13 protein-coding genes are annotated in these 12,700 nt (G+C 66.5%); 9 read left to right on the forward strand and 4 right to left on the reverse strand.

Features of this window, described 5'->3' with window-relative positions; genetic code table 11:
• Window position 1: 1 nt before the first annotated feature.
• Window positions 2–2,212, reverse strand: coding sequence for a phosphoribosylformylglycinamidine synthase subunit PurL (gene purL / locus O5K39_RS09315; protein ID WP_271146989.1), 2,211 nt, complete (start codon window positions 2,210–2,212; stop codon window positions 2–4).
• 66 nt (window positions 2,213–2,278) lie between these two features.
• Between purL and O5K39_RS09320 the strand changes: the two genes are divergently transcribed.
• Both O5K39_RS09320 and O5K39_RS09325 read left to right on the forward strand, forming a co-directional pair.
• Entirely contained in the window at window positions 2,279–2,542 is a 264-nt protein-coding gene (locus O5K39_RS09320) for a type II toxin-antitoxin system VapB family antitoxin (RefSeq protein ID WP_271146990.1), read from the forward strand.
• A complete protein-coding gene (locus O5K39_RS09325) occupies window positions 2,539–2,925 on the forward strand; it encodes a type II toxin-antitoxin system VapC family toxin (RefSeq protein WP_271146991.1) in 387 nt (128 codons plus the stop codon). Before O5K39_RS09320 ends, O5K39_RS09325 begins: the two co-directional genes overlap by 4 nt.
• Before the next feature lie 2 nt (window positions 2,926–2,927).
• Here the strand turns inward: O5K39_RS09325 and O5K39_RS09330 are convergent, their stop codons facing one another.
• Window positions 2,928–3,722, reverse strand: coding sequence for a hypothetical protein (locus tag O5K39_RS09330; RefSeq protein WP_271146992.1), 795 nt, complete (start codon window positions 3,720–3,722; stop codon window positions 2,928–2,930).
• A 133-nt stretch (window positions 3,723–3,855) separates the two neighbouring features.
• Between O5K39_RS09330 and O5K39_RS09335 the strand changes: the two genes are divergently transcribed.
• Window positions 3,856–4,023, forward strand: coding sequence for a hypothetical protein (locus O5K39_RS09335; RefSeq protein ID WP_271146993.1), 168 nt, complete (start codon window positions 3,856–3,858; stop codon window positions 4,021–4,023).
• Window positions 4,024–4,082: 59 nt separating this feature from the next.
• Window positions 4,083–5,129 carry an aspartyl/asparaginyl beta-hydroxylase domain-containing protein gene (locus O5K39_RS09340; protein ID WP_271146994.1) on the forward strand — a complete coding sequence of 349 codons (1,047 nt, stop codon included), beginning with the start codon at window positions 4,083–4,085 and terminating at the stop codon, window positions 5,127–5,129.
• Between the two features lie 556 nt (window positions 5,130–5,685).
• On the opposite strand, the gene O5K39_RS09345 is transcribed toward O5K39_RS09340, so the two are convergent.
• A complete protein-coding gene (locus O5K39_RS09345) occupies window positions 5,686–6,465 on the reverse strand; it encodes a methyltransferase (protein ID WP_271146995.1) in 780 nt (259 codons plus the stop codon).
• 178 nt (window positions 6,466–6,643) lie between these two features.
• Between O5K39_RS09345 and O5K39_RS09350 the strand changes: the two genes are divergently transcribed.
• Complete coding sequence (locus O5K39_RS09350) at window positions 6,644–7,612, forward strand: polyprenyl synthetase family protein (RefSeq protein ID WP_271147133.1); 969 nt, start codon at window positions 6,644–6,646, stop codon at window positions 7,610–7,612.
• A 172-nt stretch (window positions 7,613–7,784) separates the two neighbouring features.
• On the opposite strand, the gene O5K39_RS09355 is transcribed toward O5K39_RS09350, so the two are convergent.
• Window positions 7,785–8,990 (reverse strand): pyridoxal phosphate-dependent aminotransferase, encoded by a 1,206-nt coding sequence (locus O5K39_RS09355; protein ID WP_271146996.1) that lies wholly within the window; start codon window positions 8,988–8,990, stop codon window positions 7,785–7,787.
• 84 nt (window positions 8,991–9,074) lie between these two features.
• On the opposite strand from O5K39_RS09355, the gene O5K39_RS09360 reads away from it, so the two are divergent.
• The 4 genes from O5K39_RS09360 (at window position 9,075) to O5K39_RS09375 (ending at window position 12,693) form a co-directional block, all read left to right on the forward strand.
• Window positions 9,075–10,151, forward strand: coding sequence for a hypothetical protein (locus tag O5K39_RS09360; RefSeq protein ID WP_271146997.1), 1,077 nt, complete (start codon window positions 9,075–9,077; stop codon window positions 10,149–10,151).
• Window positions 10,151–10,879 (forward strand): VTT domain-containing protein, encoded by a 729-nt coding sequence (locus O5K39_RS09365; RefSeq protein WP_271146998.1) that lies wholly within the window; start codon window positions 10,151–10,153, stop codon window positions 10,877–10,879. Before O5K39_RS09360 ends, O5K39_RS09365 begins: the two co-directional genes overlap by 1 nt.
• A 70-nt stretch (window positions 10,880–10,949) precedes the next feature.
• Window positions 10,950–11,399 carry a hemerythrin domain-containing protein gene (locus tag O5K39_RS09370; protein ID WP_271146999.1) on the forward strand — a complete coding sequence of 150 codons (450 nt, stop codon included), beginning with the start codon at window positions 10,950–10,952 and terminating at the stop codon, window positions 11,397–11,399.
• Between the two features lie 253 nt (window positions 11,400–11,652).
• On the forward strand, window positions 11,653–12,693 hold the full coding sequence (locus O5K39_RS09375; RefSeq protein ID WP_271147000.1) for a rod shape-determining protein: 1,041 nt from the start codon (window positions 11,653–11,655) through the stop codon (window positions 12,691–12,693).
• Window positions 12,694–12,700 lie beyond the last annotated feature (7 nt).

The following is a 12,700-nucleotide window of genomic DNA, read 5'->3' on the forward strand; positions in this document are numbered from 1 at the left end:
GTCAGCCCTCGATCCAGCCGGGCATCCAGCCCTCGTGGATTTCGCGAAGGTGGGTCAGGGGAATGGAGAACAGGCCCTTGGAAGCGAACGCCGAGCCCCCCGCCTGACCGACGACCGAGGCGTGCAGACCCGACTCGCGCGCGACGCCCAGGATGTCGTCCGGGTTCGGGGCGGCGATCAGGTAGCGCGCCTGGTCCTCCCCGAACAGGAAGATGTGGGCGTGGGTCGCGCTGGTGGCGTCCAGGGTCACGCCGACGTCGGAGGCCAGGGCCAGGTCCGCCGCAGCCCCGATCAGGCCGCCGTCGGACAGGTCGTGGACACAGGTCAACTGGCCGGTCTCGATCAGGTCGCGGACGACGTCGCCGGTTTTCTTTTCCAGCTTCAGGTCGACGGGCGGCGGGGCGCCGTCCTCGCGGCCGAGCACCTCGCGCAGATAGATCGAAGCGCCCAGTTCGCCGCGCGTCTCGCCGATCAGGATCAGGGTGTCGCCCTCGGCCATGGTCGAGAAGCCGGTCACGACGTCATAGTTTTCCAGCAGGCCGACGCCGCCGACGGTCGGGGTGGGCGGAATGGCGACGCCGTTGGTCTCGTTGTAGAGGCTCACATTGCCGCTCACGACCGGGAAGTCGAGTTCGCGACAGGCTTCGGCCATGCCGTCGATGGCGCGGACGATCTGGCCCATGATCTCGGGCCGCTGGGGGTTGCCGAAATTCAGGTTGTCGGTGATGGCGATGGGGCGGGCACCGACGGCCGTCAGGTTGCGCCAGGCCTCGGCGACGCACTGTTTGCCGCCTTCATAGGGGTCGTTCTGGACGTAACGGGGGGTGCAGTCGCTGGTCACGGCCAGGCCCTTGTCGGTGCCGTGGACGCGGACCACGCCGGCGTCGGCGCCGGTGGCCGAGTCCTGAAGCGTGTCGGCCATGACGTGGCGGTCGTACTGTTCCCAGATCCAGCGTTTGGACGCCATGTCGGGGCAGGCGATGACCTTGAGCACAGCGTCTTCCCAGCTCTCGGGGGCGGGGACGTCGGCGGCGGTCAGGCGCGGATGGAGCGCGGGCTGGACCCAGGGTCGGTCATACAGGGGCGCATCGTCGAACAACGGGGCCAGCGGCACGTCACAGACGACTTCGCCATGGTGGTTCAGGATCAGGCGACCGGTCTCGGTCGTCATGCCGATGACGGCGGCGTCCAGACCCCATTTCCTGAAGATGCGATAGCCGTCTTCCTCGCGGCCCGGCTTGAGGACGGCCAGCATCCGTTCCTGGCTTTCGGACAGCATCATCTCATAGGCGCTCATGCCGGTCTCGCGCTGGGGCACCGCGTCCATGTTTAGCTCGATCCCGACGCCACCCTTGCCGGCCATCTCGACCGAGGACGAGGTCAGGCCCGCCGCGCCCATATCCTGGATGGCGGCGACGGCCCCTGAGGCCATAAGCTCCAGGGTCGCCTCGATCAGCAGCTTTTCGGCGAAGGGGTCGCCGACCTGGACGGTGGGCCGCTTCTCGTCGGAGTCCTCGTCGAACTCGGCACTGGCCATGGTCGCGCCATGGATGCCGTCGCGGCCGGTCTTCGACCCGAAATAGACCACCGACATGCCCGGTCCCGGCGCGGCCGAGTAGAAGATGCTGTCCGCCTTGGCCAGGCCCACGCACATGGCGTTGACCAGGATGTTGCCGTTGTAGCCTGAGTGGAAGTTGGTCTCGCCCGCCACGGTCGGCACGCCGACGCAGTTGCCGTAGCCGCCGATGCCCGAGACCACGCCCTTGACCAGCCGCTTCGTCTTCTCGTGCCCGATGTCGCCGAAGCGCAGGGCGTTCAGCAGGGCCACGGGCCGCGCCCCCATGGTGAAGACGTCGCGCATGATGCCGCCCACACCCGTCGCCGCCCCCTGATAGGGCTCGATGTAGGAGGGGTGGTTGTGGCTTTCCATCTTGAAGATGCAGGCGTCGCCGTCACCGATGTCGATGACGCCCGCGTTCTCGCCCGGGCCGCAGATGACGCGGGGGCCGGTCGTCGGGAACTTGCCCAGGTGGATCTTGGACGACTTGTAGGAACAGTGCTCGGACCACATCACCGAAAAGACGCCCAGTTCCAACTGGTTCGGCTCGCGGCCGAGCCGGTCGAGGACGACCTGATATTCGGCGGGGCTCAGGCCGTATTCGGCGGCCAGTTCGGCGATCGATTTCTCGGGGGTCTTGGAGGGGGCGCTCATGGCGGCGCTTCTAGCGTGCGTCGCTCCAATCCGCTACACGTCTAGACACGATAGGAGTGTCTAGACATGGGTATCAGCGTCAAGCGTGCCGAAACGGTGGAGATGGTCCGGCGACTGGCCGATGCCAAGCACATCAGCCTGACGGATGCGATCCATCAGGCAGCGGAGCGTGAGCTCCAGGCGTTGGGCGTGTCTTCAAGTCGCCAGGAACGCCGCGCCGCCGAGCTTGCGGACTGGCTCAAGGAGGTCGACGCAAGGCCGCGAATCGATTCACGGCCTTGGCGAGAAATTGAAGCCGAGATGTACGACGAGTTCGGGAATCCTCGGTGATCGTGGTCGATACGTCCGCTCTGATGGCGGTCATCTTTGACGAGGAAGATCGCGACCTGCATTTTCGCGCCATCACCGGCGCGCGTCGCGCATTCATGGCCGCAGGCACGGTCGTGGAGGTGGCGGCCGTCTACGCGTCAGCGTTCGGGGGTGAAGATGCCAGGCGGGTCAGGGATGACTTGTCGAGCCTGGGTATCGAAGTCGCGCCGATGACGGCGGAACAGGCATGGATCGCGGCCGATGCGCGCTTCCTATATGGCAAGGGTCGCAACGGGCTGAATTTCGGGGATTGCTTCCCGTACGCCTTGGCCAAGACGATGGACCTGCCTCTCTTGTTCAAGGGCAATGACTTCATCCACACCGACCTGAAGTTCGTGATCTAAGCTCAGACCCGCTCGATCCTGCGCCTCCACGCCAGGGTGATGACGACCGCACCGACCAGCGTGGCCACGGCGATGATGGCGGCGGTGAAGGCGAGAGTGCCGTTGCGGGACTGTTCGGCGACGAACACTCCAACCAGGCCCCAGAGGATGGGCAGCGAATAGGCGATGGTCCGGATGCGCCAGGTAACGGCCACGGCGACGAGGCCCACCAGCACGACGGCCAGCACAGCCCAGACGGTCGGCGACGCCATGGCGGGCAGGTCGCCGTTTCCGGTCGCGACGGTGATCAGATTGACCGGCGCTGCGACCGTCAGCCAGCCGGCCAGCAGCGACAGCGGCCAGACGGTCAACCAGCGATCGCGATCCCCGAGCCGGAGCGCGCGGATGCCGCGAGCATGCGCCAGCAGGGGAATGAGCAGCACGGTCAGGGACCCGAAGATCAGGACGATCGTGGCGACTTCCCAATCGAACGCCGCCGCGATGATCCACAGGCCGATCCCGGCAAAGGCCAGGGCCGACGGCCAGCCGAAGGCCTTGAGGACATCGCTCTCGCCGGTCTGGGGCAGGACCTGGCGTATCGCATAGGCCGCGAGGCCCAGATAGATCACGCCCCAGATCGCAAAGGCCCAGCCGATGACGCGCAGGGTGGCGTCGCTGTCGGAGGCGAACTCGGCCGCGCTCTGGCCCCAGCCCAGCCCCATCTGCACCTGGGGAATCAGGATGGCGAAGACGGCCGTGGCCATGACGATGATCCGCCGGGTCATATCGGCAGGCGAGGGACGCAGGATGGAGGGCATGATGGAAACCTGTGGATGCGAGACCGACACTACGCGCAACTACGGTCAAGGTTCAGATGGAGATGACGATGCGGAACCGGCACCGCCCGCGTTCGCTACCTCGACATCGATCGCATCAGACAAGGAGGCCGTCATGGCCGATCCCACCAACACCCCTGACGAAACTCCGCATTTCGACACATCCGACGTCGAAGCCAATCTGGCCATCGAACAGGGGCTGGGCGTCGGTGCCCGCGAACTGGCGGCCCAGCGTGATCCCGGCGGGATCGTGACGCCTGACGAGGACGACGGCGAGGTCTGACATCTCACAGTGAAGTTTGTTGATTGACGGAGCCCGGTTCGCCGGGCTTCGTTCGTTCGATGACCCAGCCTGCCTCTATCGCCGCCGCCCGATCGCTGCTGGCCAGTGCCGACGCGATGCTGGCGGCCGATGGATCTGACCTGCGTGGACTGGTCCTGAAGGGGGACGCCCTGTCGGCCCTGGGTGACGCGAGGGCGGCATCAAGCTTCTATACCAGCGCGCTGAGGGCGGCTCAGGCCAGTCAGGCCCGGGGCGTCCGGCTGACGCCCGATCTGATCGCCGAGCTCCGACGCGCCAAGGATGCGGTTCAGGATCAGGCCAGGGCGTTTCAGGACCACCTCGCCCAGGGTCTGTCCGCCGCTGGATTCGATCCGGAGACATCCAGCGACCGGTTCGCCCTGTCGCTGGATCTGACGGCGGGGCGCAAGCAGCTCTATCTCCAGCAGCCCCGCTTCTATCTCTTCCCCGGCCTCCCGCAGGTCCAGTTCCAGCCGCGCGCGACCCTGCCCTGGCTGGAGGCGGTCGAGGCGGCGACCGACGACATCCGTGCCGAACTTCAGGCCCTGCTGGCCGAGCCCGCCCTGTTCCGTCCCTATGTCGAGCCGCGCGCCGACCGTCCGAACACGGACGCGCAAGGGATGGCGTCCAATCCCGAATGGAGCGCCCTATTCCTGTTCAAGGACGGCGTCGAGCAGGAGATCGCTGCCCGCTGTCCCCGCACGATGGCGGCGCTGGCTCAGGTTCCGCTGTGCCGGGTGCCGGGACGGACGCCGTCGATCCTGTTCTCGCGGTTGACGCCGGGGGCGCGCATCCCGCCGCATCACGGCCTGATCAACACGCGGTTGATCTGTCACCTGCCGCTGATCGCCCCGCCGGGCAGCCGATTCCGGGTCGGCAATGACGTGCGCGACTGGAAGGAAGGCCAGGCCTGGGCCTTTGACGACACCATCGAACACGAGGCCTGGAACGATAGCGATCAGGACCGGACGATCCTGATCTTCGACGTCTGGAAGCCCGAACTGACGGAGGAGGAGCGCGACCTGGTCTCGGCCATGTTCAGAGCGATCGACGGCTATGGCACGGCCCAGCCGGCCTGGGGGGTTTAGCTCCGGTTCAGTCCGGGTCTCGCTGATGACTATGAGGGGGGCCGGACTCGATACCGGCTGGCCAGCGGGGCCATTTTGGCTCGGTCGGTGCGGTGGCGTTGATATCAATCGGGGTTTCCGAGTGATCTATCAGAAACGCCTCTCCCGACGTTCTTGTCGCCTTCAGGCCAACCCGTCCGTCGATGTCTTCAAACACCGAAAGGACAGTCCAAATTCCTTGCGAGGGCCGGTTCAGATCACCTGCGGTGTAAGCACCCCGATTAAAGTAATCTGCCGCCTTCCGGCGAAGATTGCATCTTGGCTTGTCTTCGTCTCGCATGACGCAATGGGTGAGCGGCGCGGTGTCGCTGGACCACCAACACGAAAAACGTGCGCTGGTTTCCAAGGGAACGCATTTCGCTTCGAGTTCAGCCAGAGTGCCGGTGCTGCTGGCGCATCCGCCGACAGCAATGACAATGACTGAGACATATCCAGTGAATAGAAATCTCATCGCAACTGCCCAACCCATGAAACACGCTGGCGATCACACAACTTTAGATAACGTTGCGCAAGGAAATTAGCCGCGCTGTCGGTCCAGTTCCAGTTCTGAGCCCCCGGTGAGAATTTCTTCGACCAGATGGGTGTGTTTGGCTCCTGACCGGTCGTGAAGCACAAGTGCCGGATGCAGGACCAGCGGCGCGCGGCCCCGCTTGATGGCCCGGACGATGACCCGTTTGGCGGGGGTCTCGGCGAACGGCTGGATCGGCAGGATGGCGAAGGAACCGGCCTTCCCGCCCAGCAGGCCCAGCAGATCGGCCAGTCGGTCGGCGCGGTGGATGACCACGATCCGCCCGCCGTCCTTGACCGAGGCCAGCAGGATGTCGGTCCAGGCCTTCAGCCCGTCGTCGGCCATCCAGGCGGCGCGCTTGCCGGGGGCCGGAGCGCGCAGGGCGTCGGGGTCGTCGAAGAAGGGCGGATTGGATACTGCCCAGTCGAACAGGGGCAGGCCGAGCGGTCGGAACCCGTCGGCGACGTCGCCGGTGAGGATCGTGGTGCGGTCGGTGGCGTCGTTCAGCAACGCATTCTGGCGGGCCAGGTCGGCGGCGGCGTGTTCGCGCTCCAGTCCAGTCAGGGCGACGCCGGGTCTCCGGGCCGCGATCTGCATCAGGACGGCGCCCGCACCGCACCCTGCCTCGAACACCCGCTCGCCGGGCCTGGCGGGGACGGCGCCGGCCAGAAGCGCGGCGTCCATGCCGGCGCGATAGCCTCGCACCGGCTGGCGCAGGCGAACGCGACCGCCCAGAAGGGCGTTTTCGATGACCGCATCGTCATTTTCGGGCGGGGGTGTGACGGTCACGCAGCTTGACCCTTCATGGTGTGATCACCATTGTCCCGCCGTTCGCGACGCAGCAAGACACCTCGCGAAGCCTTTCGGGCGTTGTCGCTTCGCACTGCCCGGTTTTCAGAGAGTTATCGTTTCCGTGGACGCCGTCACCCTGAGCCCCACCCGATCGCACGTTCGCCCTGCCGGCGACGTGGACACCCTGGCGCGGCTGGCCCAGGCCGACATGGCAGCGGTCGACGCGCTGATTCTGGACCGGATGCAGTCCCAGGTGCCGGTGATCCCCCTGTTGGCCGAACACATCGTCTCGGCGGGCGGCAAGCGGATGCGCCCCCTGCTGACGGTGGCGGCTGCCCGGGCGGCGGGCGGCGATATCGCGCATCCGCTGAAGCTGGCGGCGGCGGTGGAGTTCATCCACACGGCGACCCTGCTTCACGATGACATCGTCGACGGATCCGAACAGCGTCGGGGCAAGGTTGCCGCGCATCTGATCTGGGGCAATGCCACCAGCGTCCTGGTCGGCGATTTCCTGTTCGCCCGGGCCTTCGAACTGATGGTCGAGACGGGACAGATGCGCGCCCTGGGCATTCTGGCCAATGCGTCCAGCGTGATCGCCGAGGGCGAGGTCCTGCAACTGACGCGGGCCCACGACCTGAACCTGGATCAGGAAACCTATCTGCGGATCATCTCGGCCAAGACCGCCGAACTGTTCGCCGCCGCCGCCGAGGCCGGGGCTGTGGGATCCGGCGCGGATGACCGGACGACGGCGGCGCTGCGGTCCTATGGCCTCAACCTGGGTCTGGCGTTCCAGCTGGCCGACGATGCGCTGGATTATGGCGGCTCGTCCGAGGCGCTGGGCAAGAACGCAGGCGACGACTTCCGCGAGGGCAAGGTGACCCTGCCCCTGCTGCTGGCCGTGGCCCGCACCCGTGGGCGCGAGGATGCCTTCTGGGACCGCACCATCAACAAGGGTCAGCGGACCGAGGACGACTTCCGCCGCGCGCGCGAGCTGATCATCGGCACCGGCGCGGTGTCAGCGACGCTGGATGCCGCCGGCGACTATGCCGATGCGGCCAAGGCGGCGCTGTCGATCCTGCCCCGAAGCGACTGGCGCGATGCGCTGGAGACGCTGGCGGACTTCGCGGTCAGCCGGGCGGCCTGAGTTTCTTCTCCCGCGCAGCGGGGGAAGTGTCGCGTCCCTGAGCGCAGCGAAGGCAGCGACGATGGGGGCCGTGGGACGTGGAGCGAAGAAGGTAGACTTCCCCCATCGGTCCCGGATCGCTGCGCGATCGACGGACTGCTTTCCCCCGTGAAGGACGGGGGAAGAACGAACCCTATTTCAAGCTCGCCGCGAACCGCTGGATCCGTCCGCACGCCTCTTCCAGCACCGCCTCGCTGGTGGCGTAGCTGATGCGGAAATAGGGCGACAGGCCGAAGGCCGAGCCTTGCACCACCGCGACGCCCTCGGCTTCCAGCAATTCGGTCGTGAAGACCTCGTCGTCGGTGATGACGACGCCCGAAGGTGTCGTCTTGCCGATCAGGCCCTCGACCGACGGGTAGACGTAGAAGGCGCCCTCGGGGTTCGGACAGCGGATGCCGGTGGCCTGATTCAGCATGGACACGACCAGATCGCGGCGCGCCTGGAAGGCGTCGTTGCGGGGCTTGAGGAAGGCCTGTGTGCCGTTCAGGGCTTCGACGGCGGCGTACTGGCTGATCGAGGTGGGGTTGGAGGTCGTCTGGCTGGCGACCTTGCGCATCAGGTCGATCAGGGCCTTGGGCCCGCCCGCATAGCCGATCCGCCAGCCCGTCATGGCATAGGCCTTGGACACGCCGTTGACGGTCAGGGTGCGATCGTACAGGTCGGGCGCGACCTGGGCGATCGTCGTATATTCGAACCCGTCGAAGGTCAGGTGCTCGTACATGTCGTCGGTCAGGATCCAGACGTGCGGATGCAGGCGCAGCACCTCGGCCAGCCGGTGCAGTTCCAGCCGGGTATAGGCGGCTCCGGTCGGGTTCGACGGCGAGTTGAGGATCAGCCACTTGGTGCGGGGCGTGATCGCCGCCTCCAGCACCTCGGGGCGTAGCTTGAAGCCGTCGGCCTCGGCTCCCGTGACGAACACCGGCTCGCCCCCGGCCAGCAGGACCATGTCGGGATAGGACACCCAGTAGGGGGCCGGGATGATGACCTCGTCGCCGGGGTTCAGGGTGGCGACCAGGGCGTTGAAGATCACCGGCTTGCCGCCCGGCGCGACGTGGATCTGGTTGACGTCGTAGGTCAGGCCGTTCTCGCGGGCGAACTTGTCAACGATGGCCTTCTTCAGCGCCGGCATGCCGTCGGCATCGGTGTATTTGGTCTGGCCGTCGTTGATCGCCTTGATGGCGGCGGCCTTGATGTTGTCCGGGGTGTCGAAGTCCGGCTCGCCGGCGCCCAGGCCGATGATGTCGCGACCGGCGGCGGCCAGGGCCCGCGCTTTCGCGCTGACCGCGATGGTGGCGGAGGGCTTGACGCGGGCGAGCGCGGCGGACTGCAGGTCGGACATGGCGGAATCTCGTTCTCGGGAGGCGGCCGCTGTTTACGGGCAGGGGGGGCTGCGTGCAAATGAAGACAGTGCCGGAGGTGTCGAATGCTTTTCGCCGTGTTGTTCAGTCTGGCTATCGCCTCCCTTCCTGCCGCACCTCAGGATGGCAGCGCCGATGACGAGCCTGCGGCGTGCAAAGAAGACTGGCGGTCAGACGCCTGCCGGATCGCCACGTTCGACCGGACCCTGGGTGATCTGCAGGTCACGGCCATTGAGGACGAAGCGGCTACCGGAGCAGAGATCTATCGGGTTCGCGCCCTGACCGCGTGGGGCCGGCCCCTTCCGGTGATCAGTTTCGAGCGCAGACTTGGCCAGTCGCCGTTGGTGGTGGCGACGGACGCGGGCGGCGGTCAAATGTCGACACGGGTGGGCGGGCGGGTCTGGTCGCGGGTCGTCTCCGCCTCTGCCTTCGCCGATCGCGATCTGGTCCCGGAACCCCCGGCTCCAAAGCAGGGAGACATCGAGGAAATCATCGTCTGTGCGGACGGCTCCACCGTCATGGCGGAAATGGCGAATGCTCCGGCGCGTTTTGGCGACCATCGGGCCGTCCGACGAAAGCTGGGCCATAGCTGCGAGGATCAGCCTGTGGTCGCCTATGCCGACCTTCTGGCCCAGATGGCGGCCGAGGTTCTGCCGGCGTGCGCGGCGCTCAATCGCAGCGGAGAGGGGTTCTATACGTTGCGGAACTGTCTCGCCTTGCGTGGAGATACGCTGGCGGCGGCCGACTTGATGAACGCCTTGGACGACGCGCCCTTTGAGGAACGCATGGAACGGCCGTGGACGCAGTGGCTCGGCGTTTCCTCTGAGCCTGCGCGTCTGGACTGGGCCGGGCAGGTCGTCGAGCAATCCGGCTTCACTCCACCAGGATCGGCGAAGCCCACCATCGCCGCCTTCATGGCCGAACGTGTTTCGGCACTGACCAACCTGAACTTCTACGAAAACCTTGTCGGCGCCGAGACGGCGTCCCGGGGTTGGGTCACCGGCCAGATCACCTACCAGACGTCTCGCGAAGACGACGCCCAGACCCTAGTTGCCGACTATCGTCAGGTCTGGACAAAGAAGAATGGCTACTGGGGTCTGGAATCCTGGTTAGTTGAGCCGTTCACCCCGGCCGCACCCTGATGCGTCCCATCCTCGACTTCATCCTCAACATGGAGGGCCGCCGCTGGCGGGCCATTCTGGCGACGCTGCTGCTGTTCGCGGTGATCGTGGGACTGTTCGCGTTCGGGAAGTCGTCGCTGGGTCTGGGGCAGGGGGCCCTGGGGGCGGAGGCGCGGCTGGAGGACTGGCTGGGCGGGTTCAGGTCCGGGCCTTGGGGGCTGGTGGCGGCGGTGGTACTGTTCACGGCCTCGGCGTTCCTGGGGGTGCCGCAGTTCGTGCTGATCGCGGCCTGCGTGGTCGTGTTCGGGCCGTGGTGGGGCTTCGCCTACAGCTGGATCGGGACCGTGGCCTCGGCAGGCGTCACCTATTGGCTGGGGCGAGGGCCGACGGCGCGGCTGGTCGAGCGGTTCGGCGGCAAGACCATGGGGCGGATGACCCGGTTCGTGGGCAAGAACGCCTTCTATGCGTCCTTCATGATCCGCAACGTGCCCTCGGCCCCCTTCATCGTCGTGAACATGGCGTTCGGCGCGGCCCGGGCGTCGTTCCCGGCCTATCTGGCGGGGTGCGCGCTGGGCGTCCTGCCCAAGACCGCGCTGGTCGCCTTTTTCGGCGGATCGTTCATGACGGCGGTCCGAGGCGACGGTGTCTGGACGTCGCTGATCCTCGCGGGTGTCGCGGTCGCCTGGCTGGCGCTGATGCTTCTGGTGCGGGAGGTCGTCAAGCGGCGCGAAGCCGCCGGTGACGTATAACTACCTACACGCGTCTTTAGCGGAGTTTAGACATTCTGCAGGACAACGGGGCCTGTCAGGAGCGTACCCCATGCTGGATATCCACGAACTGAGGCGGCAGCATCGTCTGATCATGATCCACGCCACGGGCCTGAGAGGGCTGGGCGACATGATCAAGACCCGTCATGACGCCGAAGAGGCGCGGGCGGCGATCAAGGGGATCGACAGGATGCTGGTCGAACACCTGACGCTCGAGGACGACCATCTGTACCCGGCGCTTCTGGCCGGACCCGACAGGGAGGTCGCCGCGATGGCGGCCGACTGCGCCGAGGAAATGGGCGGGATTCGCGGGGCCTGGGTGGCGTATCACGATCAGTGGACGGCGGCTGCGATCGCGGCTGATCCGGCCCGGTTTTCTGCGGCGACGGCGGGCGTCATCGGTGCTCTGGCCTTGCGGGTCGAGCGTGAGAACACCGAACTTTACCCGGCGTTCGAGGCCCTGGCCCAGGCACCGATTGCGGCGCGGCGGGCAGCCGGCTGAGCGGATCACTCGCCTCGCGGGCGAGCGGCCGCCGAGGCCAAGCGAGGCCGTAACTCGCTCGTGATCACCTGCGTCGGATCGCAGGGTATCAGGACTTGTAATCGCCTCACCATGCGGGCAAACGGGCGCACAGTCGGTCAGGCGGAACAGACAGGACGCGGCGCGTATGGGGATGCGTGCAGCGGGGGTCGCCGAAGCCTTCGGATGTAAAAGAACGCCCTGAGCGGCCAGAACAAGACGGTACCAGACCCCCATGTTTTCACACCTCTTCGGCGCCATCTCCAACGACATCGCCATGGATCTGGGGACGGCCAACACCCTGATCTACATGAAGGGCAAGGGCATCGTCCTGAACGAGCCGTCGGTGGTCGCACTTCGCAACGTGGGCGGACGGAAAATCGTCCACGCCGTCGGCATCGAGGCCAAGCAGATGCTGGGCCGCACCCCCGGCCACATGGAAGCGATCCGTCCCATGCGTGACGGCGTCATCGCCGACTTCGAAGTCGCCGAAGAGATGATCAAGCACTTCATCCGCAAGGTGCATAACCGTCGCGGCTTCGTGAACCCCAAGATCATCGTCTGCGTGCCCTCGGGCGCCACGGCGGTCGAGCGTCGCGCGATCAACGATTCCTGCCTGAATGCCTCGGCGCGTCGCGTCGGCCTGATCGACGAGCCCATGGCCGCCGCGATCGGTGCGGGCCTGCCGATCCACGAGCCGACGGGCTCCATGGTCGTGGACATCGGCGGCGGCACCACCGAGGTCGCCGTGCTGTCCCTGTCGGGCATCGTCTATTCCAAGTCGGTCCGTGTCGGCGGCGACAAGATGGACGACTCGATCATCAGCTACATGCGTCGCAACCATAATCTGCTGATCGGCGAGACCACTGCCGAGCGCATCAAGAAGGATATCGGCACCGCCCGTATCCCCGCCGACGGCGAAGGCCTCTATATCGAGGTCAAGGGCCGCGACCTGATGCAGGGCGTGCCCCGCGAGGTCCGCATCTCGGAACGCCAGGCCGCCGAGGCCCTGGCCGAACCGGTCGCCCAGATCATCGACGCGGTGAAGGTGGCGCTGGAAGCGACGCCACCGGAACTGGCCGCCGACATCGCCGACAAGGGCATCATGCTGACCGGCGGCGGCGCCTTGCTGCGTGGCCTGGATGCGGAAATCCGCGATCACACCGGCCTGCCGGTCTCGGTCGCCGACGATCCGCTGTCCTGCGTGGCCATCGGCTGCGGACGGGTGCTCGAGCATCCGCGCTGGATGAAGGGCGTCCTCGACTCCGCCCTCTAATCTCGTT

Origin of the sequence: Brevundimonas sp. NIBR10, assembly GCF_027912515.1 — a bacterium.
In the GTDB taxonomy this organism is placed as follows: domain Bacteria; phylum Pseudomonadota; class Alphaproteobacteria; order Caulobacterales; family Caulobacteraceae; genus Brevundimonas.